Below are 24,092 nucleotides of genomic sequence, written 5' to 3' on the forward strand. Positions count from 1 at the left end.
TAAAAAAATCTATTGTATTTTTGAATTTCATAGAAAATAAAAGATGAATCTAATTATTGATGCGGGTAATACAAGAGTAAAAGTAGCTGTCTTTGAGCAAAGTACGCTTATAGAAGTTCTTGTAATAGATAGGAAAAGATTTTTATCAGAAATAAAAAAAATAGTAAAAAAGCACAAAATTTCTAACGGAATCTTGTCTTCTGTGAGTTTTATACCAGAAAAAAAGGTAGAAAAATTAAAATATTTGCTCAATTTAGTCCTTTTATCGTCTTCAACAAAGGTGCCTTTTATCAATTTATACGAAACTCCAAAAACTCTAGGGGTAGACAGAATTGCATTAGTTAGTGGCGCAGTAAAAAAGTTTCCAAATAAAAATATTTTAATTATTGATGCCGGAACTTGCATTACATTTGACTTTGTAAATGATAAATCAGCCTATTTTGGCGGTGCAATTTCGCCGGGCATTGAAATGAGATACAAGTCACTTCATGCATTTACAAGTAAATTGCCTATTTTGGAGAAAAATTATCCCCAAAATTTCATCGGAAAGAATACAAATGAAAGTATTAATTCTGGTATTGTGAATGGTGTTACTCAAGAAATTAAGGGTGTAATTAATCAATATAAAAAGAAATATAAGGATTTAACAGTTGTTTTAACAGGAGGAGATACAAATTTCTTGGCAAAACAATTAAAAAGTAGCATATTTGCGCATCAAAATTTTCTCCTAGAAGGATTAAATGAAATATTGATTTTTAACAAAAACAAATGATTAATAAGATTCTAGTAGCTTTTTTACTGTTAACTTCTGTAACTTTTTTAGCACAAAGAACAAATTCATCCCCTTATTCTTATTTTGGGATTGGCGAAGAATTTAGCGAAACGACTGTAGAACAAAGTTCTATGGGAGGCATTGGTGTTGCTTTTAACCATTACAAATATTTAAATTTCACAAATCCGGCGGCTTACTCAGATTTAAGATACACAACGTATAGTTTTGGTATTCTTAATAACGATTTAACCGTTAAAAGCGGAACTTCTAAACAAAATGTAAATTCAACAAGTTTGTCTTACTTCGCTTTAGCTTTTCCTATTGGAAATAAAGCGGGTCTTTCTATTGGATTGCAGCCTGTATCTTCTGTAGGGTATTCTTTAACTAATACAGCAACCGATTTTAGTGAAAGAACTAGTTTTTCTGGAGATGGAGGTGTAAATCGAATTTACAGTAGTTTTGGAATTAAAGTAGCAAAAGGATTCTCTGTAGGTGTAGAAGCAGATTATAATTTTGGTAACGTAGATAACAGCATTTTGAAAGAAATTAATGGAGTTAGTTTAGCAACAAAATATGAAGAAAATACGTTTATTGAAGGTACTTCTGTAAAATTAGGAGTACAATATCAAAAGGAATTAAAAAATAAATTGATTTTAAATGCGGGTGCTACTTTTAAGTTAGGTAATAGCTTAAAAGTAACGGGTGACGATTATTTATATTCATTAACTTTCACTGGGTCTCCAAAAGATACAGTTTCGTCTAATAAGATTAATGGAAAATTCAATTTACCTTTAAAATCTATTGTAGGAATAGGAATAGGTAAATATGATAATTGGTATGCAGGTTTAGAATATGAAAATCAAGAAGCAATTTCTACTACAGGATTAGTAGCAAGTACAAGCGGAGCATATAGATATGGTAGTTCTAATAGAATTTCTTTAGGAGGATTTTATTTACCTAAGATAAATTCTATATCAAATTATTGGAATAGAGTAACTTATAGAGCAGGTGCTCGGTTTGAGAAGTCTGGCTTAATGGTTGACGGATCAGGAAATAACACAAATTTTACTCCAATTGACGACTTTGGCATATCTTTTGGTTTAGGTTTACCATTACAGCGATTATCTTCAGTAAATTTGGGATTTGAGTTTGGTAAAAGGGGTACCACAAATAATAATTTAATTGAAGAAAATTATTTTAATTTTAGATTAAGTTTATCTTTAACGGATAAGTGGTTCGAAAAAAGAAAAATTGATTAACAAAAACATTAAAAATGAAGAAAATTACTTTTTTACTAGCAGTTGCAGTGCTTTTAGTTACTGTGAAGACAAACGCACAGGACGATGCATTAAGAGAATGCACCATAAAGTATAACCTTTTTAAAGGAGATTTCCTGTCAAAAAAATATGACGACGCTTATCCCAACTGGATTTATTTAATGGATAATTGTAAAGATTTATCTATTAATATCTATAAGTATGGTTCAGATTTGGTTCAAGATATTAGAAAAGATCCAGTTTTAGCAAAAAGAGTATATGAACAAAGGTTAAAATATTATCCAAATGAAAGTCCTGCAAAAGTACATAGTGATTATGCTACTTACTTGGCAGATAACAATTTGGCTTCGGATAAAGAAGTATTTGTTATATTAGAAAAAGCATACGAAATTTCTCCTCAAGATATGGGTGTTAGAAATATTTATAAATACTTTCAAGGAGTTACAGATAAATATAAAGACGAAAATCCTCAAAGAGTTTTTGATACTTATGATGATGTTGTAGAATCTGTAGGTGAAAAATTAGACGGTTATGCTAAACGAATCAATGAACTGTCAGACTCTACAAGAGTGCTAGATAGTAAAGAAAAGAGATTGTTGCAAGCATATCAAACTAATTCTACTGCTCTTGGTACTATTGAAGGAGGCTTGGATGCTATCATTTCTGAAATTGCTACTTGTGAGCGATTAGTGCCTCTATACAAAAGAGATTTTGAAGCTAACAAAGGGAATTCTATTTGGTTAAGAAGAGCGGTTTCTAGAATGTTTAGTAAAGAATGTCAAGATGAACCAATGTTTGAAACTTTAGCAAAAGCATATGCAGAAGCAACACCTTCTCCTGATTCGTACTCATTTTACGCTGGTATCTTAGAGAAAAATGGAGATGCGAGTGGTGCAGTTGCTATGAGAAAAAAAGCATTTGATTTAGAAACTGATCCGATAAAAAAATCTAGATACAAACTAAAATTTGCGGAAACAGCAAAAAATAGAGGACAGTTAAGTGAAGCTAGAAGTTTAGCAAGAGAAGCGATAAGATATAATCCTAGTTCTGGTAGAGCTTATTTGTTAATTGCTAGATTGTATCAATCTAGTGTAAATAACTGCGGTAGCGGCGAGTTCGAGAAAAGAATGGTGTATGCAGCTGCTTTAAGACAAGCCCAAATAGCGGAAAGTGTAGATCCAAGCATGTCTTCTGTTGCTAGAAAATATGTAGACAATTACAGAGCTAATTTACCAAGTAAAAAAGTAATTTTTACAGCCGGTGTAACACCTGGAAGTAGTTATACTATCAAATGTTGGATTGGTGAAACTGTAAATGTTCCTAATTAATTATTCGTGAGTAATTACAAAAAAATAATATTTAAAAGCATTGCTGTTCTATATGCAACAGTAATGCTTTTTTCTTGTGATAATAATACTCAAAAAGTAAGAGATTTTTTAGCAGATAAAAATTTACCTGTGGGCACAGCGAAAGACGCCTACCATGTTTATAAAGATTCTGGTAGAATTACATCAAAATTAATAACACCTTTGTTGTTAGATTATAGCAATAGAAAAGAACATCCTTATAGCGAGTTTCCAAAGGGAATTAAAATCATTAACTTTGAAAAAAAGGGAATGGATTCAGTCACTATTATTGGAGACTATGCAATTTCATATCCAAAAACGTCAATATCAGAAATTAAAGGAAATGTAGTTGTAGTAAATCATAGAGAGAAATCGAGATTAGAAACAGAACAGTTATTTTGGGATGAAAATACCAACTATTTTGTTTCAGAAAAAGCCTTTAAATTGATGACTGAAAAAGATACAGTTTTTGGAATTGGCTTTGAATCTAAAGATGATTTGTCTAAGCACTTAGCTAAAAAAACTACAGGAAAATTAGAAACCTCAAAACAATAAATTATGAATGGAATTTGGAAATTTTTTCAATACGGATATTTAATGATTGCTTTTATTTGTTTAATTGAAACATTCGTTAAATGGAATATAGATAGGGATAGAGCTTATTTTTTTCTTGGTTTTGCTATTTTTATTACCTTAGTGTTTTTCTTTAAAAGACATTTTAGAAAAAAAGTGGAAAAAGAAACAATCAAAATAAATAGAATTTTAATCTTTAGATGGAAGTTGAACTCATAGTTATAATCATTTCTATTTTATTTTCTGCCTTTTTTTCCGGCATGGAAATTGCCTTTTTTTCCGCGAATAAGATGCATATTGAGTTAGAGAAAAAAAGAGAAGGTTTTATACCAAGAATTTTAACAAAAATAACACAAAAATCTTCAAAATTTATTACTACAATGTTAGTTGGTAATAATATTTCATTGGTTATTTATAGTTATTTTATGGGTAAATTCTTAATAAGGATATTGCCAATAGATAGTTTTAATGAATTTACAATTTTATTTATTCAAACAATTATCTCTACAATTGTTATTCTAGTAACAGCAGAATTTTTACCAAAAGCAATTTTTAGAATTTACGCAAACGAAGTCCTAAAAATCTTTGTTATTCCTGCTTATATTTTCTATACTTTGTTTCATTTTTTCTCAGAATTTATTACGCTAATTTCAGATTTCTTCTTGCGTGTTTTCTTTAAAACGAATGCAGATGAAATGAAAACTGTATTCAGTAAAGAAGAATTAGGAAACTATATAAGTGAACAATTAGAAACAGGTAATACGGATAACGAAGTAGATTCTGAAATTCAGATTTTTCAAAATGCGCTAGGGTTTCATAATGTAAAGGCGCGAGAAGTTATGGTTCCTAGAACCGAAATTGTATCTGTCGAAATTCATGAAACTGTGGTCAATTTAAAAAATATTTTTATTGATAGCGGATTGTCAAAGGTTTTAGTTTACAAAACTTCTTTAGATGATGTTGTAGGTTATGTAAATGCATTCGAATTATTTAAAAGTCCCAAAACTATTAAATCAATTTTATTACCATTAGAAATAGTGCCAGAATCTATGATGATTAACGATATATTAAATACGTTGATCAAAAAACGTAAAAGTGTAGCCGTTGTTATCGACGAGTATGGAGGAACTTCCGGCATGATAACTGTAGAAGATATTGTGGAGGAATTATTTGGAGAAATAGAGGATGAACACGATTCTCAAGAGTTTTTAGAAGAGAAAATTAGTGAATCAAAATTTAATTTTTCAGCAAGATTAGAGGTCGATTATTTGAATGAAGAATATGATTTAAATATACCTAAATCAGAAGCTTACGAAACTTTAGGGGGCTATATTATTGAGCATACAGAGAATATACCTAGTGAAAAAGAGCTTATTGATATTGAAGATTTCGAGTTTAGAATTTTAAAAATGAGTGGTGCTAAAATAGATGAAGTGTCTCTTAAAATTATAAATCAAGGAGATTAAATTTATAAAGTAAAGTGCTACGCTATAATATCACGTAACTTGCTACTAATAAGTGAAAATTGGATTGTAATATTAAAACCAAAAAGCGTATATTCGCGAACTGAAAATAAATAAAAGACGTATGGCAGTTTTATCAAAAATTAGAGAACGTTCAATGTTCTTAATCATCATTATTGGATTGGCGCTTTTTGCTTTTGTGTTAGATCCTTCTACACTCGGTGATTTTTTCACCTCTAGTAAAGTAAATGAGATAGGTGAAATTAATGGAGAATCAATTTCTAGAGAAGAATTTGTACAAGAGTTAGAAGATTATAAACAACAAGCTGGAGGTCAGGTTTCTGAAATGCAAGCAGCTAAAACTGTTTGGGATAATATTTTAAGAAAAAAATATATAAAAATCAGTTAACACAAGCTGGTATTACAATTGGTGAGGCAGATGTTTGGAAAGAACTTGTAAATGCTCCTTTTGTGCAAAATAATCCACAGTATCAAACTGAATCTGGTTTGTTTGATGAATCTAAATTCAAACAATTCTTAGCAACAGAAAAAGAAAATAAAACGGCAATGTGGTCTCAATGGTCAAGTTATATGAACCAAATTAGAGACAATGCAGAAACAAATACATATAATAATTTAGTAACTGCTGGTTTAGGAGCTTCTTTAAAAGAAGGTGAACTTGAATATGTACTTGACAACACAAAGTTAAATGCGCAGTTTGTGTATGTGCCGTATACAAGTATTCCAGATAGTTTAGTAAAGATTAAAAAATCGGAAGTTGAAAGATATATTAAGAGTCATGAAAATGATTTTAAAGTAGAAGCAACTAGAGATATTTCTTATGTTCAGTTAAATATTATTGCAACTGCGGCTGATGAGGATGTTATAAAAAATGATGTTGTGGCTTTAATTGAAGACTTTAAACAGAGTACAAATGAAAGTGCATTTTTGGCAGAAAACACTTCAGATACAAGTATTAATGAAAACTTTCAATTTAAGAATTTAGTAAATAAGGAAACATCAGAGGAAATTTTTGAAGCTAATATAGGAGATGTTGTTGGCCCATATAAGGACACAGAGTTTTTTAAAATTTCTAAGATTACAGAGATTTCTCAAATGCCAGATTCAACAAGAGCAAGCCATATTTTAATTCCTTTTGTTGGTTCTCAGAGAGTTGCAGCGGATGTTACAAGAACGGAGGATGAAGCTAAAGTTTTAGCAGATAGCCTTTTATCAGTTGTTAAAAGTAGCGTAAGTAAATTTGGTGAATTAGCAAAAACTTTTTCTTCTGATTTAGGTTCAGGAGCAAAAGACGGAGATTTAGATTGGTTTACATATGAAAGAATGACTCCTCTTTTTAGAGACTTTTCTTTTCAAGGGAAAAAAGGAGATATCGGTGTTGTTAAAACTCCGTTCGGCTTTCATGTTATAAAAATTGATGATCAAAAAAACAGCCAAAAAGTAGTAAAATTAGCTACTTATAGTAGAAAAATAGTGGCATCTGAAGCTACTGAAAATGCTACTTTTAGAAATGCTGAAGAATTTGCATTAGCAATTTCTAAAGATAATAAGTTTGGTGATTTAGCAAAAGCAAAAAAATATGAACCAAGATCTGCTGTCGGCTTAAAAGTATTAGATGAAAATGTTGCAGGTTTAGGTAACCAAAGACAAATTGTAAGTTGGGCTTTTGGTAAAGAGACGGAGGTAAATGATTTTAAACGTTTTGATTTAGACGGAAGTCATGTAGTTGCTTTTGTAACCAGTTCTGAAGAAAAAGGATTAATGTCTGCTGAAAAAGCTACAAATACCATTAGACCTATTTTACTAAATGAAAAGAAAGCAGCGTTGATTACGGATAAATTAAAAGGTTCTTCTTTAGCTGATATTGCAACTTCGAATAATACAACTGTTAGAACTTCTAATGGGCTTACTTTAAAAAGTCCTACGCTTTCTGGAGTTGGTGTTGAACCAAAAATTGTTGGAGCAATGTATAACTCAGCGTTAAATAAAGTAGTTAATTCTGTTGAGGGTGATAGAGGTGTATATGCTTTTATGGTAACAAGTAAAGAAGTAGCTACAGCATTACCAAACTATGATACAAATAGAAAAAGAATTTCTGAAGCTAGAAAAAGATTAACTTTTAAGATGTATGAAGCAATTAAAAATGCATCTAACGTAGAAGACAATAGAGCTATGATGTATAGTGCAAACTAGTATTTTCTTTTTCAATACATATAACGAAATCCGTTCAAATTATTTTGAATGGATTTTTTATGCTTTAACCTTAGTTTTAAGGAAGTTTATAGTACTTTCAATAAGGTATTTGTTAGCTTCTTAGAAGTTGTAAAACAGCAAATATTCGTGGTTCTGATTATGGAAATTCGAGTAACTATTGATAGTCTTAATCTTTTTTGAAGAATAAATAAGACACTACCTTATGATTGCACTCAAGATAAAAATCCAAGTAGAAAATAACTTCACAAAAAAAACCTTTTTGATTGCTCAAAAAGGTTTTGTATTTATTTTTACTTCTAAATAATTAACTATTTTTAACCATTCATTGAGATTAAAAATTCGTCATTATTTTTAGAAAATTTAATTCTATCGTTAATAAATTCCATTGCCTCTATAGGATTCATGTCTGCAAGATACTTGCGTAAAACCCACATTCTTTGTACCGTTTTTGCGTCTAATAATAAATCATCACGTCTTGTAGAAGATTTAATTAAGTCGATAGCAGGATAGATACGTCTATTAGAAATATTTCTATCCAATTGAAGTTCCATGTTTCCTGTTCCTTTAAATTCTTCAAAAATTACTTCGTCCATTTTAGAACCAGTTTCTGTAAGTGCAGTTGCAATAATAGTTAAAGAACCACCACCTTCAATGTTTCTTGCAGCTCCAAAGAAACGTTTTGGCTTGTGCAATGCGTTTGCATCAATACCGCCAGAAAGAATTTTCCCTGATGCGGGAGCAACTGTATTGTAAGCTCTTGCCAAACGTGTAATTGAGTCTAAAAGAATAACAACATCATGGCCGCATTCTACCAAACGTTTCGCTTTTTCTAAAACGATATTTGCAACACGTACATGTTTGTCTGCTGGTTCATCAAAAGTTGATGCGACAACTTCACCACGAACACTTCTTTGCATGTCTGTTACTTCTTCTGGTCGTTCATCAATTAATAAAACAATTTGATAAACTTCTGGATGATTCATTGCAATAGCATTCGCAATGTCTTTTAATAACATTGTTTTACCAGTTTTTGGCTGCGCAACGATCATACCTCGTTGCCCTTTTCCTAAAGGAGAAAATAAGTCAATAATTCTTGTTGATAAAGAACTTCCTTTTTCTGCCAAATTAAATTTTTCTTCCGGAAATAAAGGTGTTAAATGCTCAAAAGAAACACGATCTCTAACAATATTTGGATTTAATCCGTTAATTTTAGAAACTCTAATTAAAGGGAAATATTTTTCACCTTCTTTTGGCGGTCTCACGTTTCCTCTAACGGTATCACCGGTTTTTAAACCAAATAATTTAATTTGAGATTGAGAAACGTAAATATCATCTGGTGATGATAAATAATTATAATCAGACGAACGTAAAAAACCATAACCGTCAGGCATCATTTCTAATACGCCTTCACTTTCAATAATTCCATCAAATTCAAATTCCGGATCTTTATATCTGTTTCCAGATTTATTTCCTCTGTTTGTATTGCTTTTAGGATTATTTGGTTCTTTACTTTTTGGAGGATTATTTTTTCTTGGAGGGTTTCTGTTTGGATTATTATTAACAGGTTTTAACTCCTTTTTTACTTGGTTTTCAACATTTACATCAGCCGTTTTAGTTACTTCAAGCTCTTCCTTTCTTTCCTGTTTAACTTTGGGTTTTAGAGGAGCTCTTTTTTCTATAGCCCTCTTTACTTCTGGCTCATTCTCTAAAGCACCTGTTTTTTCTGTAGGTACACTTTTTTCTAAAGCAGGATATTTCTCTGGAGTGTTATTTTTCTCTAAGGAGCTTGTGTTCTCTAAATTATTGGTGTCAACCGTAACTTTTTTAGGCTGAATTTGTTTAACCACTCTTCTTCTTTTAGGTTTTTCAGCTTTTGTTGTTTCAGATTCCTCAAGTTTTGAGACTTTTATAGGGTTTGCAGCCTGTGTATCTAATATTTGATAAACTAAGTCTAATTTTTTTAATTGACTTGTTTTTGTAAGTCCAATAGATTTGGCAACTACCTGCAAGTCAGCAAGTGTTTTTTCTTTTAGTTCAGAAATTTCGAACATTTATGTATATATTAAGTTAATTTAATCTTAAGACGTTAAGATGTTTACAAATTGTTTTTCTTGATTTTACTTATTGTATATAGTACTATACAATATTTTTTGTGTGGTTATTATAATACAAATATAAACCTTTTTTTTAATTATTGGTTTTCTTTTTAAAAAAAGAAGTACTATTTTTGTAAAAAAATTAAACATGCTACAAAGAATACAAACTATATATTTAATTTTGACTTCCGTAGTTTCTGGAGGATTAATTTTTGTATTTAGTTTATGGAATACTTTAAAAGAACAAATTTTTGTTTTAGATTTGTTTTTTTGTGAACTATTAATGTTGAGAGTAATTCCATTTATGTTCATTACGTCGGCCATTTTATCATTCGTAACCATCTTTTTATTTAAAGATAGAAAGTTGCAGTTTGTATTAGGACGTATTATAATTTTGATCAATCTTTTTTTATTAGGATTGTTGATTTATGTATCTCTAACATTACCTGGAGAAGCTTCGGTTTCGGAGAAGGGTATTGGGATGTTCTTACCAATTTTTGCTATTTTGCTTCTTGTTTTGGCAAATAAAGCAATTAAAAAGGATGAAGATCTCGTAAAATCTGTAGATAGATTGCGATAAGACTAACAAATAGTATATTTAGTGCGAAAAAAAACCGAGGAAATTTCTCGGTTTTTTATTTTCAAGAATAATGTGATAAAAATTCTTTTTATCAGTAGTTGTAAATAATAATTTATTTGATTCTCGATGCATATTTAAGGTGTTGAAAATTGGGTTTTTATAAATAGTCTTTCCTTCGAAACAGGCAGGCTTCTACTTGTTTCTAGGTAGAGGGTAATTTCATTATAAATGGGTATTGTATAAACTGTTTAAGTACTTTAAATTTGAGAAAATAAATTGCATACACATTGCACGATAGTAAGTTCATTATTATCATCGGCAAATCTTCACGTACAAGCACCAATAAAACAATTCAAGGGCAAAGTACTTAATGAAATTGATAAAACTCAAAAAATTATTAAGGAAGCTTCAAGAAAAATTAGAAATTTATCACATTCTTTAATGTCGTCAGTTTTATTAAAATTTGTATTAAATTTTGCGATAAAGGATATTACAGAGAAGTATTCAAATTCATAATTATCCATCGATACTCAGATTGAGGGTTTAAAGAGAAATAATCAAAATTTTGAAATTAAAACGTAAATATTATTCAAGAATTTATAAATAATATTTTAAAACATAGTAAAGCAAATAATGCATGTATTAATCTAAAAGAAATAGAAGGTACGCTTGTTTTAGAAATTTCTGATGATAGAATTGGTTTTAATAAAAATACAATCACCGCTAAAGAAGGGGTAGGTATTAATCAAATGGATGCTAGAATAGTGATGATGCAAGGAAAGTTTACTATAGTTACGTCTAAAAGTAACAGAACCGTAATTAAAGTATTGTTACCAATTCAAGAAAAAAAACGGTTAACCTCTTTTAGCTAATTCTATAATTTCTAAATTTTTAATTTCTCCTTTTTCTAATTCAAAACGAAGCATAGTTCTTACGGCATGAAATCCGTGATTTCCAGCAGCTCCCGGGTTTAAATGCAATAAATTTAATTTTTTATCAAACTGAATTTTTAAAATATGAGAATGACCAGAAATAAAAATCTTTGGTGAGTTTTTGCTAATTTCTTCTCTAATTCTTATATTATATCTATTTGGATATCCGCCTATATGAGTGATCCAAACAGCAACATTTTCAATAGAAAATTTGGCGTCTAAAGGAAACTCAGCTCTGGCATCCGTTCCATCAATATTTCCAAAAACGGCTCTTAAAGGTTTTAATTTTTTTATAGTATCAGTAACTTCTAAATTGCCAATATCGCCTGCATGCCAAACTTCATCTGCTTGTTTTACAAATTTTAAAATTTGATCGTCAATAAAACTATGAGTATCGGATAATAGTAAAATTTTTTCATTAAAAATAGTAAGAAAAGTTTAACGTCGGTTAGAACCTCAAAAGTAAGGATAACAAAATAAATTTCGTAATTTTGATCACTTCAAAAAACGAATATTCTTGAGATATTTTATAGAGCTTTCTTACAATGGAAAAAAATACCATGGTTGGCAAATTCAACCAGATGCAATTTCTGTACAAGAAAAATTAAATAACGCGATAAGTACTGTTTTTCAAGAAGAAATTCAAGTTGTTGGTGCAGGTAGAACAGATACAGGAGTTCATGCATCGCAGATGTTTGCACATTTTGATATAGAAAAGGAATTGAAAAAGAATATTGTTTTCAAACTAAACTCTATTTTACCAAATGATATTTCTGTTCATCAAGTTTTTCTAGTTGATGATGAAAAACATGCGCGATTTAATGCAACATCAAGAAGTTATGAGTACAAAATTTGGTTGGGTAGAAATCCGTTTTTATTAGACTTTTCTTGGCAAATTCACTCTCAAAGGCCAGATATTCATTTAATGAATGAAGCATCAAAATTACTTTTAGAATATACCGATTTTCAAACTTTTTCTAAAGTAAAAACAGAAGTGTATACATTTAATTGTGATGTTACAGAAGCTTTTTGGGAATTAAAAGAATCTGAGTTAACGTTTCATATATCAGCAAATAGATTTCTTCGAAATATGGTAAGAGCTATTGTTGGTACGTTGGTAGATGTTGGCTTAGGTAAAATTTCTATTGAGGGCTTTAAGGCAATCATAGAGAGCAAGAATAGAAGTAATGCAGGCTTGTCAGTTCCTGCGAAAGGCTTATTTTTAACAAAAATTAAATATTAAATTGTGGCAGAAAAAACTGGAAATGCTTTTGATATGCAAATTTTCTCTAGACTAATGTCTTTTGCAAAACGCTATCGGTTGTACTTTTTTATTGCATCCTCATCGTCTATTCTATTAGCATTATTTTCGGTTGTATCGCCTTATATTTTAATTAATACAGTAGATGATTATATTTTATCAAAAGACAAAGCGGGTTTATTAGATTACAGTTTGTTAATGCTTGCTGTTCTATTGATTGAAGTAGTGTTGCAATTCATTTTTATCTATTTTGCAAATTGGGTTGGACAACATATAATTAGAGATATTAGATCGAAAATATTTAAGCATATTTTGCAATTTAAAATGTCTTATTTTGATACAAATTCAGTAGGTAAACTAGTAACAAGGGTTGTTTCTGATATTGAAACAATAGCTGCTTTTTTTAGCAATGGTGTTTTTACAATTTTTAGTGATATTCTTAAAATGCTTGCTGTAACGGTAGTGATGCTTTTTTTAAACTGGAAGTTGGCATTGATTACTTTGTCAATTTTACCAATTTTGTTGTATGCAACAAAACTGTTCCAGGTTGCTATAAAAGCTACGTTTCAAGAAGTTAGAAATCAAGTTGCAAATTTAAATAGCTTTGTGCAGGAAAGAGTTACGGGAATGAAAATTGTACAACTTTTTAATCGTGAAAACATAGAATATCATAACTTTAAAGAAATAAATGACAAGCATAAAAAAGCACATGTAAAAACAATTTGGTATTATTCAGTTTTCTTTCCGATTGCAGAAATTTTATCCTCGGTAGGAATCGGATTGATTGTTTGGTTCGGTGGAGGTCAGTCTATTCAAAATTCAGGAATCTCTGTAGGTATGATTATGGGTTTTATACAATATGCACAAATGCTCTTTAGACCTTTACGACAAATTGCAGATCGTTTTAATCAACTTCAAATGGGTATTGTTGCAGGTGAACGTGTTTTTAAAGTGATGGATACAAATAGCAGTATTGCTAAAAGCGGATTGCTAAAAGCCAAGAATTTAAAAGGAAATATCACTTTTAAAGATGTAAGATTTAGTTATATCAAAAATGAAGAAGTTTTAAAAGGGGTTTCTTTTGACGTAAAAAGCGGACAAACTGTTGCTATTGTTGGCGCTACGGGTGCAGGAAAATCTACTATTATCAATTTAATAAATCGGTTTTATGAAATTGATAAAGGAACAATTTCTATTGATGGTACTTCTGTAGATAAATATTCTTTAGAAAGTTTACGAAATCAAGTAGCAATTGTGCTGCAAGACGTCTTTTTATTTTCTGATTCTATCCTAAATAATATCACTTTAAAAGATAAAAATATCACTTTTGAAGATGTTGAAAAAGCGGCAAAACAAATAGGAATTCACGATTTTATAATGACGCTCCCTGGAGGTTACGAGTACAATGTAAAAGAAAGAGGGGCAATGTTATCTTCTGGACAAAGACAATTAATTGCTTTTTTACGGGCGTATGTAAGCAAACCAAGTATTTTAATTTTGGATGAAGCTACATCATCAGTAGATGCGCAAGCAGAAAAAATGATACAATATGCGACAGAAACCATTACAAAAGAGCGAACTTCCATTGTAATTGCGCACAGATTAGCAACTATTAAGCAAGCGGATAAAATTATTGTAATGGATAAAGGTTTAATTGTTGAAGAAGGTACACATCTCCAATTGATAGAAAAAGAAAATGGCTATTACAAAAACCTTTATGATAAGCAGTTTAGCCTAGATAAGGCGTCTTAGCCTTTTTAATATTTGGATAAATTATTAAAAAGAGTGTCTTAAATTACGCTAAATCTTTTCTAAGTTTTTCGTTTAATTCATCATTACTCGCGTATAAAACAAACTCGCCATCTTTTATATAAGAAATTTCGCCAGTTTCTTCGGAAACTAACAAACAAACTGCATCTGTTTTTTCAGTTATACCAATGGCAGCTTTGTGTCTTAATCCAAATCTTGCAGGTATCTTCGTGCTATCTGAGATCGGTAAAACAACTCTAGTTGCAACAACATAATTATCTCTAATAATTGTTGCGCCATCGTGTAAAGGGCTGTTCTTAAAGAAAATACTTTCTAAAATAACTTCATTTACAAGCGCATTCATAGTGTCACCGTTATTTATCAAAAAGTCTAAACTATTGGTTCTTTCAATAACAATTAAGGCACCTGTTTTAGTTTTAGCCATGTTGCTACATGCTTTTAATATTTTTCCTGTTTCGGTTTCAATAGTAATTTCTGATTGCAAAAACTTTAACTGATTTAGAAAACCTTTCTTGTTAGTGTAGTTTGTAGTACCAATCATAAGTAGGAATTTTCTAATTTCTTGCTGAAAAACAATGATTAACGCAATAACTCCACCCGAAAGTAAGTAGCCTAAAATACCGCTTAACATTTCCATTTTTAAGGCCTGTGTTATTGTCCAGATTAAAAATATAAACGCAATGCCGATTACAATATTGATGGCCACAGTACCTTTTAGAAGTTTGTAAACATAATATAGTAAGATCGCGACAAGTACAATGTCTAAAATATCTAAGAAAGAAAATTCAATAAAATCTAGCATGAAAACAGATTGATTTTAGGTAAAAGTACAAAATTAATTAAGTTGTTCCACAATTTTTACAGCTTCAATCGCTTCTTTTACGTCATGAACTCTTAAAATAGTTGCTCCATTTAAAAGTGCTATTGTATTTGCTGATGTGGTTGCGTTTAAAGCTTCTTGTGCAGAAATATCTAAGGTTTTATACAACATTGATTTACGAGAAATTCCGGCTAAAATAGGTGTATCTAAACTTTTAAAAAGTGATAAATTCTTTAAAATCTCAAAATTATGTTGATTGGTTTTTCCAAATCCAAAGCCAACATCAATAATAATATCATTTAATTTTAGTTGATGAAGTTTAAAAATTTGTTCGGCAAAAAAAGAAATAATTTCTTGAATAACATTTTTATAAACCGGATTTTGTTGCATGTTTTGTGGTGTGCCTAACATGTGCATTAATATATAAGGAACTTGCAAATCAGCAACTGTTTCAAACATTTTTGCATCCATTTTTCCACCAGAAATATCATTGATAATTGCTGCGCCAGCATCTACGGTTTCCTGAGCAATTTTACTTCTAAAAGTATCTACAGAAATAATAATTTCAGGAAAGTTTTTTATTAGCAATTCTATAACCGGAACAATTCTTTTAAGTTCTTCCGCTTCCGAAATATGTTGAGCACCTGGTCTTGAGGAATATGCGCCAACATCAATAAAAGTCGCGCCTTCAAAAAGCATCTTTTCTGTTTGTAAAAGAACCTCTTTTTCGTTTTGAAATTTTCCTCCGTCAAAAAATGAATCCGGAGTAATATTTAAAATCCCCATCACTTTTGGTGATGATACATCTATTAAGTTTCCTTTACAATTTATGGTCATTAACGTACAACTTTATTAATTACATGACTTATTTCTGGTGATTTGTAGTTGTTCATTTTATGCAGTAATTCATCTACAGTGCTTGCAACTAATAATAATTTTAGGTTTTGAGGTTTGATATATCCTTCTTCTACCATTTTATTTAATTGCAATAAAGTTGCATCAAAAAAGCCATTTACATTTAAAAGACCAACAGGTTTTTGTTCTATTTGTAATTGGTTTAAAGTTAGTGCTTCAAAAAGCTCATCTAAAGTTCCAAAACCACCAGGAAGGGTAATATAGCCATCTACTAATTTACTCATGATTACTTTTCGTTCACTCATGTTTTTGCAAACAATCATTTCTTCAACTTCATTATGTAAAACTTCTTCTTTCTCTAATAATTTAGGAATTACACCAATAACATCTCCATTTTTAGCTAGCATCGTATCAGAAATAACTCCCATCATTCCAATTTTTCCACCACCATACACCAAACCTATATTATTGTTTACAAAATAGTTTCCAAGTTCTACAGCAGCTTTTTTGTAAATAGGATTAAAACCTAAACTCGAACCACAAAAAACAACAATTTTTTTCATTTGTATGATTGATAAATTCACAGTAAAAATAAGCGAATTACGTTTAAGTTTTACTATTTTTGAGAAAATACTTTTTTACAAAAAATGCAAGATACATCAAAAGAATATGATGCTGTGATTGAAGGTTGCAGAAGTTTATTTATAAAAAAAATGTCTGATTATGGCAGTGCTTGGCGTATTTTACGTTTACCATCATTAACAGATCAGATATTTATAAAAGCACAGAGAATTCGTCAGTTGCAAGAAAATGAAGTGAGAATGGTAGATGAAGGAGAGAAATCTGAATTTATCGGAATCATTAATTATTCAATAATGGCGTTAATTCAATTAGAAAAAGGGGTGGTAGAAACTCCGGATTTATCCTCCGAAGAAGCTATTATTTTATATGATAAACACAGTACAATTGCCAAGGAGTTGATGATGAATAAAAATCATGATTATGGCGAAGTTTGGAGAGAAATGCGTGTTTCTTCTTTAACGGATTTGATTTTACAAAAATTATTACGAGTGAAGCAAATTGAAGATAACAAAGGGAAAACGTTAGTTTCTGAAGGTATTGATGCTAATTATCAAGACATGATTAATTATGCGGTTTTTGCAATGATTCATTTAGCATAATTAATTTTGAATTTTGAATTTAAAGTTTTATAAATATAATTTAGTAGAATAAAGACAATTTTTTATGAGAAAAGCTCAAACCACATTTACATTTATCTTAGTTCAAATAGTAAGAATACTAGTAGGAGCTTTATTTATATTTTCAGGCTTTGTAAAGTTGGTAGACCCAATAGGTTCTCAATATAAATTTGAAGAATACTTTTCTGAAGGTGTTTTAAATATGGAGTTTTTAATTCCGTATGCATTAATATTTTCAATAGTGTTAATTGTTGCAGAAATATTGCTAGGAGTGATGATTTTAATAGGCTACAAACAAAAGTTTACTGTTTGGAGTTTGTTTTTCTTAACACTCGTTTTCTTGTTTTTAACTTGGTATTCTGCGCATTACAATAAAGTAACAGATTGTGGTTGTTTTGGAGATGCAGTAAAATTAACTCCTTGGGAAACCTTCTATAAAAACGTAATTTTAATTGCGTTAATTATCATTTTATTAATAAAAGTGAAACTTATAAAACCCATTTTTAGTGGTAAGATTCCAAAAGTAATTACGTTAGTTTCTTTGGCTGGTTTTATGTTTATTGTACAACATGTATTAACACATTTGCCAATTATAGATTTTAGAGCCTATGCAATTGGTAAAAATATTTCTGAGGGAATGAAGTACAAGGATGATGGAAAAATACCGCCTGTTCATGATTTTATGCTAGAAGATTCTCAAAATGATTTAGCACCAAAAATTCTAAAAATGGAAAAAGTGATGCTAGTTATCGCTTCTAATTTGAATAAATCAGAATTTGAAGGTTTTCCAGAAATTAAGATAATTGCAGATAAAGCTATTGAAAAAGGGTATAAAGTTTATGGGGTTTCGGCTTCTTTTTCTGACATCATTGAGTTGACAAAAAATAAATTTGAGTTGCCTTTTGAGTTTTTATTTTGTGATGAAACAACTTTAAAAACCATGATTAGAGCAAATCCTGGAATTATTATTTTAAACAAAGGTACGGTTGTTCAAAAGAAAAATTGGAGCGATGCTGAAGATTTAGAGTTATAAATTATTTAGGATTACTTCTTACTCCTTTTATTTTGAATCTCTGTTAGAGATAGTCCTTTTTCATTTTTTAAAAATACATGTTTTGGACTTCCAATAATTTGAGAGGAATAAATGCCAGAATGGCCAGAAAACAAATAGGATGTTGTACAAGCCAGTGCAATAAATACTCCAGATTCTATTCCAAATAATTCTATTCCCATTATAGTGCAGGCTATGGGTGTATTTGTTGCTCCTGCAAAAACAGCTACAAATCCCATTCCAGCTAATAAACCCATTGGTAATGGAATAAACCAAATTAATACATTTCCTAAAGTAGCGCCTATAAAAAATAAAGGTGTTACTTCTCCTCCCTTAAACCCGGCACCTAAAGTGAATGAAGTGAACACTAATTTCAAGAAAAAATCATAAGAATTCAAATCGATATTAAAAGCATCAACAATTGTTGGCACCCCAAGACCTATATATTTTGTAGTGCCCATGAAATAAACGACAAGTGCCAAAACAGCTCCGCCAATTACCGGGCGAAGTGGAGGATACTTTATATGTTTTTTAAATAGATTACCCCAAAAGTGCGTAGATTTTGAAAACAACATACTTACCAACCCAAAAATAATACCGGCTAATAAAGACCATAAAATTGTTGCCGGTGTTAAATCTGAAACAGACGAAATAGTATAGTTTGTGTGATGAGAAATTTGCCAAATATCACAAAAATAGTTTGCAAAGATAGCTGCTAAAAAGCTTGGCATAATAGCATCAAATTTTATTCGTCCAATAATCATTACTTCAAGTGCGAAAATTGCGCCAGCTAAAGGTGTTCCAAAAACGGACGAAAAACCTGCACTTATACCTGCAATCAATATAATTTTTCTATCTAAATTAGAAAGTTTGAAAATTTTAGTAAACTGATCTGCAATTGCGCCACCAATTTGTACTGCAGTTCCTTCACGACCTGCAGAACCGCCAAATAAATGTGTAAGTACAGTTCCTAAAAATACTAAAGGAGCCATTTTAAAAGGGATTATTTTTTTAGGAGAATGAAATTCTTCAAGCAATAAATTGTTTCCCTTTACAACACTTTCACCGTATAAATGATAAGATAAACCAATAATAAAACCACCAAGAGGTAACAATGCAATAATCCACAGATTAGCTTCTCTATAATTTGTTGCCCACTCTAAAGTCCATAAAAAAATAGCGGAGACACTACCTGTAAATCCACCAATTAGTAAACAAATACAAGTCCATTTTAAAAGAAAAAACAAAGAAGAACTTTGTTTAAAAGAAAGAAAGAACCTTTTAATTTTATCCATATATTCTAGATTCTCTTGCATTAAAGGGATACAAATTTTTAATTTTGAGATTGGGCAAATTTAAACAAATAAAAATAAAGAGCTTATGCATTATAATGTATCATTTTACAGCTAAATATGCTGCTTTTTAAAATTTTATTGTAAATTGTTTAAAGTTTTAAAACAAAAATAATGAACGAATTTGTAACATATCAATCAGAAGGGAATTATGCAATTATTACCATAAATAACGGAAAGGCAAATGCTATTTCTCATGAAGTTGTTGCGGGTTTAAATGCAGGTTTAGACAAAGCAGAACAAGAAGATAAAATTATTATTTTAACAGGAACTGCTGGGATTTTTTCTGGTGGATTTGATTTAAAAGTGATGACAAAATCACCTGAATCTGCAAAAGAATTAGTTACAAAAGGTTCAAAATTATCTTTAAGAATGTTGTCTTTTCCGAAACCAATTATTATTGCTTGCAATGGTCATGCAATTGCGAAAGGCGCGTTTTTATTATTGTCTGCAGATTATAGAATTGGTGTAGAAGGCAACTTTAAAATTGGTTTAAATGAAGTAATGATTGGCATGACGATGCATTATGCAGGAATTGCAATTGCAAAATCTCGCCTTTCTGAAGTATACCTAAATAGAAGCGTAAATAATGCCGAGGTTTTTAGTTCTAAAGAGGCAATTACTGCTGGTTTTTTAGATGTAATTGTACCAGAAGACGATTTGTTGCCAACAGCAATTAAGGTGGCAGAAATGTTTGCAAAACTGAACAAGAAAGCACATGCAGCAACCAAATTAAAAGTTAGAAAACCACATTTAGAAGCTTTGGCAATTGCTATAGAGTTAGATTTAGCAGGGGAAATTTCTTTAAATTCTTAATTTTTTTAGAAGCTATTTCCTGCTTTCACTACTCGCTTTGTTTTTCGTAAAAACTCAAAAAAGAGCTAAAACAGTCCGCTCAATCAGGGCTAAGTTTATGTTCTAGCTTTATAGATTTCTTAAAACTATTGGCTATTAAAATAACCTATAGTTTTAAGATTATGAAAAGGTTTTAAGCAATCCTAGCCCTGATTGAAACGGCATCTTTTTTGCTTGTTTAAGCAAAAAAATACAGAGGAAAGCAGGAAATAGCTTCTGAAATTAATAACAATCTTAATAATAAGAAATTGAATTGTTTAAGAGATTTCTCAATCGCTTAAAAAAAGTTCATTTCGAAATGACAAAATAATTAATATTTCTTAAAAATTTTCACACCCGCTTTTATTTCAAAATCTAAATGATTCTTTCTAGGTGTTAATGGGCAAGAATATTTTTCATTATACGCGCAATAAGGATTGTATGTATTGTTGAAGTTCAGTTTAATGGTACCATCTGGTTTTTCGTCTGAAATCAGTACATCCATATATCGGCCGCCGCCATAAGAATCGTCGCCAGAAGTATTGTCTGTAAAGGGTAAAAAGAGGTAGTCCTTGTATTTTTCATCACTTAAATCGTCTTGACTTTGGTAAATTATTAACTCAAAATCTTTTTCGTTTAAGGTGAAATTTAAGATTCCGTATTCTTTGTACAAAGGTTTTCTATCTGTTGTGGTAGCCATTTCAAAAGTTGGCGCATTTGCTATTTTTGTCAATTTTGCAGTTACAATAAAAGTAGAATCAATCTTGAAAAAATCTAATCCTTTAAAGTTTTTTAAATCTTTTGTTTTTAAAGGCGATTTTGAGGCATCTTTATAACTTGCATTTAGTTCTTGCTGATATTCAGTTTTACCCATTAAAGGACGTTTGTCTTGCGAATTACAGGCAATAATTAATAATAAAGAGTAAAGTAGTGTAATTTTTTTCATGGCTGCTAAAGTATACAATTAGTTGGAATTTCTTTTTAAAACCAGAAAATGAGTATCCATTACACTTCCTGCTAAAATGGTGTTTCCAAAAGGCGCAGCAACAGTTGAAGCAGACATTTTAGAGCCATCATCCATATAAATTTGTTCAATTTTATAATCGTCTTTTTTAGTGTATTTTATTTTGATGATTTCTGAAGGCGAAGTTTTTTTATCACCTTTTGCATAGGAAGCAAAATGTAATAAATTAGGATGAGCACCAACCCATAAATCATTGTTTTCATCAAATTCAATATTATCAACTCCCGTTTTACAATCAATATCTTCTATAAAAGTAAGCGTATTGTCTTCATTTTTTTGATACACTTTTATCAGAAATTTTCTTGGTGAAGCCACAAAAACTAAATTTCGTTTGGCGTCTAAATTAATGCCATTTGCATAGGCAATTCCGTTAGCAACTTCTGTGTAGTTTTTACCATCAAAATAGATGACATTAGAAATTGAAAGGCCTAAATAATCTTCGGATAAACGCTGAATTCCATTTTTATATTTATGATCATTTGTAAAATAAAATCTGTTTTCATCCAGTAAAACAATATCATTTGGACTAAATATTTGTTCGTTTTTTAATGTTTTTCGATGCGTTAATTGTGTGTCAACTAAAGTAAAAATCTCAATAAATTCGCCTTTATCAGTATGATTAATTGCAGCAATTGTGGTGACATTCTCTTTTTGAAAGATAGAAATTCCGTGAGGAGCAAATGGTTTTTTAAACTCTTGAGTTAAAAGAATGGGTTTATAAGAATCCGTTTTTAAATCAATAAAATATAAGCCGCCTGATTCTTGCGCTTTATTTGGTGTTTTATTTCTTACAGTTGATGAAATAATGGCAAAACTATCTTTTTTACTGATGGTAATATCTTCTGCACCTTCAATATTTATTTTTTGAATTAATTCGCCATTAAACTTGTTTTCAATCGATCTAAAAAATCCGGTAGAAATAAAAATATTTGCTACAAAAAGTAATAATAAAATGGTTGTTGCAATAAAAATCCTTTTTTTAAACTTCATTTTATTTTTTCAATTTAATAATAATTATTCCGTCATATTTTTTGTCTGTATATTTTGCAATTTCTTTTTCACCTTTAATAACATTCATAGATTCAATATTTCCAGGTTTTATATTTTCTATATAGGTCTGTGAAACCTCTTTACCAGCTATTAAGTATAGAATATTTTTATTCGATGGATTGCTTTTGTATTTTTCAGTAACTACTTTTTTGTTTACAATAATTGAGCTCTTTTTCGAAGCACAACTTTGTATTCCAAAAACAAATAATAATAGCAGCAATTGGACTAAATAAGTAGTATTAATTTTTTTCATGATTAAATTCTTTTCATAAAAATACAACATTCAATTATTTTATGAAGTTCTTTCCTATTAATATTAGCGAAAAAATGGAATAGTCATTACAAGTAGAACTTAAAACTCAAGTAAAAAAGCATGAAAATTCTGCTGAGCATCGGTTTTAATCCCCTTAATTTACGTTAAAATAGCTGCAAAAAGTTGAGGTCAAATTGGGACTTTATATTTTAGTAAAACTTCAAATTCTTAAAAATGAAAAGAATATTTTTTTAAAATTTATAAATGTTGAAGAACTTTTTTATAAGGTCTGATAAATAAAAATGCAATAAGTTATTATTAACAGTAGACCTTCCCTCCAACTTAAGCGCAATCTTTTTGTAAGAAAAACGAGCGGTAAAATAATAAATGAGATTCCTAGCATCCAAAAAATATCGTTCGTTAAAAGTCTTTCATCAGTAACGGAAATAGGCGTAATTATAGAGGTGATTCCTAAAACTGCAAAAACATTAAAGATATTTGAACCAATTAAATTCCCCAAAGAAATAGCTTTTTCCTTTTTAATTACAGCAATAATTGACGCTGTTAATTCTGGGATACTAGTACCGATAGAAACAATTGTAACCGCAATAACACGTTCTGTAACTCCATATTCTAGGGCTAAAGCAGTAGCGCCTTTTATTAATAATTCTGAGCCTCCGTAAAGACCTAATCCTCCTAAAACAAAAAATAAAACAGTTTTATAAATAGGTAAAGGCACATCATCTTCAGGCAATTCGTCTATAACGGCTGTTTTTTGATATTTTAAAAGATATATTAAAAATATAATTAGTAGAGAAAATAGAATAATTCCTTCAAATTGCTCAATTACTTTATCAGTATATAAAAATAAATAGAGTAGTGCAGAGGCAATCATCATTATTGGCCAGTCAACTTTATAAAAACTCTTTGTTATATGCATTGAGCCAAGAAGCAGCGTAATACCTAATACTAAGCCTAAATTTGCAATATTAGAACCAATTACATTTCCTAAAGCTAAATCCGATGAACCATTTAAAGCGGCATTTATACTAACAATAAGTTCTGGAGCCGAAGTAGCAAATGAAACCACGGTCATTCCAATGATAATTTTTGGAATTTCTAATTTTAAAGATAAAGCAACTGCTGATTTTAGGAGCCAATTCCCTCCTAAAATCAATAAAATTAAACCACCAATTATTAGTAAAAAATTCATCTTTTTTAAATTTATTGCGAAGATACATTTTTAGTACTTTATAGAAAACTTAAAAATTAAAAGTACATTTGAAGAGTATAAAATGGATGGGTTTTCTATTACTTTTTAATAACTTAGATAATTGCTTAGAAACTTT

The 24,092-nt window shown here is 30.0% G+C and carries 24 protein-coding genes; 14 read left to right on the top strand and 10 right to left on the bottom strand.

Annotation, left to right across the window (positions count from 1 at the left end; genetic code table 11):
- Positions 1–43 precede the first annotated feature (43 nt).
- The 7 genes from BST83_RS01460 to BST83_RS01490 all read left to right on the top strand — a co-directional run bounded on the left by BST83_RS01460 (position 44) and on the right by BST83_RS01490 (position 7,645).
- Positions 44–772 carry a type III pantothenate kinase gene (locus tag BST83_RS01460; protein WP_104808258.1) on the top strand — a complete coding sequence of 243 codons (729 nt, stop codon included), beginning with the start codon at positions 44–46 and terminating at the stop codon, positions 770–772.
- Complete coding sequence (bamG, locus tag BST83_RS01465; RefSeq protein ID WP_104808259.1) at positions 769–2,031, top strand: BamG family beta-barrel-assembly machinery protein; 1,263 nt, start codon at positions 769–771, stop codon at positions 2,029–2,031. The genes BST83_RS01460 and bamG overlap by 4 nt, the downstream gene beginning before the upstream one ends.
- A gap of 14 nt (positions 2,032–2,045) precedes the next feature.
- Positions 2,046–3,377, top strand: coding sequence for a tetratricopeptide repeat protein (locus tag BST83_RS01470; RefSeq protein ID WP_104808260.1), 1,332 nt, complete (start codon positions 2,046–2,048; stop codon positions 3,375–3,377).
- Positions 3,378–3,383: 6 nt separating this feature from the next.
- Positions 3,384–3,950 (top strand): LPS export ABC transporter periplasmic protein LptC, encoded by a 567-nt coding sequence (gene lptC / locus BST83_RS01475; protein ID WP_104808261.1) that lies wholly within the window; start codon positions 3,384–3,386, stop codon positions 3,948–3,950.
- A 218-nt stretch (positions 3,951–4,168) separates the two neighbouring features.
- On the top strand, positions 4,169–5,434 hold the full coding sequence (locus BST83_RS01485) for a hemolysin family protein (protein ID WP_104808263.1): 1,266 nt from the start codon (positions 4,169–4,171) through the stop codon (positions 5,432–5,434).
- A gap of 121 nt (positions 5,435–5,555) precedes the next feature.
- Positions 5,556–5,840, top strand: a complete 285-nt coding sequence (locus BST83_RS20280; RefSeq protein ID WP_240614590.1) for a SurA N-terminal domain-containing protein — start codon at positions 5,556–5,558, stop codon at positions 5,838–5,840.
- A gap of 62 nt (positions 5,841–5,902) precedes the next feature.
- Entirely contained in the window at positions 5,903–7,645 is a 1,743-nt protein-coding gene (locus BST83_RS01490) for a peptidylprolyl isomerase (RefSeq protein WP_240614591.1), read from the top strand.
- Positions 7,646–7,980: 335 nt separating this feature from the next.
- Here the strand turns inward: BST83_RS01490 and rho are convergent, their stop codons facing one another.
- Complete coding sequence (rho, locus tag BST83_RS01495; protein ID WP_104808264.1) at positions 7,981–9,717, bottom strand: transcription termination factor Rho; 1,737 nt, start codon at positions 9,715–9,717, stop codon at positions 7,981–7,983.
- Positions 9,718–9,910: 193 nt separating this feature from the next.
- Here rho and BST83_RS01500 point away from each other — a divergent pair, with 193 nt between their 5' ends.
- Both BST83_RS01500 and BST83_RS21265 read left to right on the top strand, forming a co-directional pair.
- Positions 9,911–10,342, top strand: coding sequence for a DUF4293 domain-containing protein (locus tag BST83_RS01500; protein WP_104808265.1), 432 nt, complete (start codon positions 9,911–9,913; stop codon positions 10,340–10,342).
- A 587-nt stretch (positions 10,343–10,929) separates the two neighbouring features.
- On the top strand, positions 10,930–11,214 hold the full coding sequence (locus BST83_RS21265) for a sensor histidine kinase (RefSeq protein WP_367889121.1): 285 nt from the start codon (positions 10,930–10,932) through the stop codon (positions 11,212–11,214).
- On the opposite strand, the gene BST83_RS01505 is transcribed toward BST83_RS21265, so the two are convergent.
- Entirely contained in the window at positions 11,197–11,700 is a 504-nt protein-coding gene (locus BST83_RS01505) for a metallophosphoesterase family protein (RefSeq protein WP_104808266.1), read from the bottom strand. The genes BST83_RS21265 and BST83_RS01505 overlap by 18 nt on opposite strands.
- A gap of 91 nt (positions 11,701–11,791) precedes the next feature.
- Here BST83_RS01505 and truA point away from each other — a divergent pair, with 91 nt between their 5' ends.
- Both truA and BST83_RS01515 read left to right on the top strand, forming a co-directional pair.
- Positions 11,792–12,517, top strand: coding sequence for a tRNA pseudouridine(38-40) synthase TruA (gene truA / locus BST83_RS01510; RefSeq protein WP_104808267.1), 726 nt, complete (start codon positions 11,792–11,794; stop codon positions 12,515–12,517).
- A gap of 3 nt (positions 12,518–12,520) precedes the next feature.
- Positions 12,521–14,287 carry an ABC transporter ATP-binding protein gene (locus BST83_RS01515; RefSeq protein WP_104808268.1) on the top strand — a complete coding sequence of 589 codons (1,767 nt, stop codon included), beginning with the start codon at positions 12,521–12,523 and terminating at the stop codon, positions 14,285–14,287.
- Between the two features lie 43 nt (positions 14,288–14,330).
- Here the strand turns inward: BST83_RS01515 and cdaA are convergent, their stop codons facing one another.
- From cdaA to BST83_RS01530, 3 genes are read right to left on the bottom strand one after another with little or no spacing between them, the layout of a single operon-like run.
- Positions 14,331–15,107, bottom strand: a complete 777-nt coding sequence (gene cdaA / locus BST83_RS01520; RefSeq protein ID WP_104808269.1) for a diadenylate cyclase CdaA — start codon at positions 15,105–15,107, stop codon at positions 14,331–14,333.
- 33 nt (positions 15,108–15,140) lie between these two features.
- Complete coding sequence (gene folP / locus BST83_RS01525) at positions 15,141–15,962, bottom strand: dihydropteroate synthase (RefSeq protein ID WP_104808270.1); 822 nt, start codon at positions 15,960–15,962, stop codon at positions 15,141–15,143.
- Entirely contained in the window at positions 15,962–16,543 is a 582-nt protein-coding gene (locus BST83_RS01530; protein ID WP_104808271.1) for an LOG family protein, read from the bottom strand. The genes folP and BST83_RS01530 overlap by 1 nt, the downstream gene beginning before the upstream one ends.
- A gap of 84 nt (positions 16,544–16,627) precedes the next feature.
- On the opposite strand from BST83_RS01530, the gene BST83_RS01535 reads away from it, so the two are divergent.
- Together BST83_RS01535 and BST83_RS01540 are read left to right on the top strand one after the other, a co-directional pair.
- Entirely contained in the window at positions 16,628–17,161 is a 534-nt protein-coding gene (locus BST83_RS01535) for a DUF1599 domain-containing protein (protein ID WP_104808272.1), read from the top strand.
- Between the two features lie 64 nt (positions 17,162–17,225).
- Complete coding sequence (locus BST83_RS01540) at positions 17,226–18,212, top strand: BT_3928 family protein (RefSeq protein ID WP_104808273.1); 987 nt, start codon at positions 17,226–17,228, stop codon at positions 18,210–18,212.
- Positions 18,213–18,223: 11 nt separating this feature from the next.
- Here BST83_RS01540 and BST83_RS01545 read toward each other — a convergent pair whose 3' ends face one another.
- Positions 18,224–19,525, bottom strand: a complete 1,302-nt coding sequence (locus BST83_RS01545; protein WP_104808301.1) for a voltage-gated chloride channel family protein — start codon at positions 19,523–19,525, stop codon at positions 18,224–18,226.
- Between the two features lie 171 nt (positions 19,526–19,696).
- Here BST83_RS01545 and BST83_RS01550 point away from each other — a divergent pair, with 171 nt between their 5' ends.
- Positions 19,697–20,398, top strand: coding sequence for a crotonase/enoyl-CoA hydratase family protein (locus BST83_RS01550; protein ID WP_104808274.1), 702 nt, complete (start codon positions 19,697–19,699; stop codon positions 20,396–20,398).
- Positions 20,399–20,747: 349 nt separating this feature from the next.
- Here BST83_RS01550 and BST83_RS01555 read toward each other — a convergent pair whose 3' ends face one another.
- The 4 genes from BST83_RS01555 to BST83_RS01570 all read right to left on the bottom strand — a co-directional run bounded on the left by BST83_RS01555 (position 20,748) and on the right by BST83_RS01570 (position 23,956).
- A complete protein-coding gene (locus BST83_RS01555; RefSeq protein WP_104808302.1) occupies positions 20,748–21,362 on the bottom strand; it encodes a DUF1684 domain-containing protein in 615 nt (204 codons plus the stop codon).
- An 18-nt stretch (positions 21,363–21,380) separates the two neighbouring features.
- Complete coding sequence (locus tag BST83_RS01560) at positions 21,381–22,430, bottom strand: SMP-30/gluconolactonase/LRE family protein (protein WP_104808275.1); 1,050 nt, start codon at positions 22,428–22,430, stop codon at positions 21,381–21,383.
- Between the two features lies 1 nt (position 22,431).
- Entirely contained in the window at positions 22,432–22,743 is a 312-nt protein-coding gene (locus tag BST83_RS01565; protein ID WP_104808276.1) for a hypothetical protein, read from the bottom strand.
- 280 nt (positions 22,744–23,023) lie between these two features.
- Positions 23,024–23,956 (bottom strand): calcium/sodium antiporter, encoded by a 933-nt coding sequence (locus BST83_RS01570; RefSeq protein WP_104808277.1) that lies wholly within the window; start codon positions 23,954–23,956, stop codon positions 23,024–23,026.
- Positions 23,957–24,092 lie beyond the last annotated feature (136 nt).

Source organism: Polaribacter filamentus, from assembly GCF_002943715.1.
In the GTDB taxonomy this organism is placed as follows: Bacteria; Bacteroidota; Bacteroidia; order Flavobacteriales; family Flavobacteriaceae; genus Polaribacter; species Polaribacter filamentus.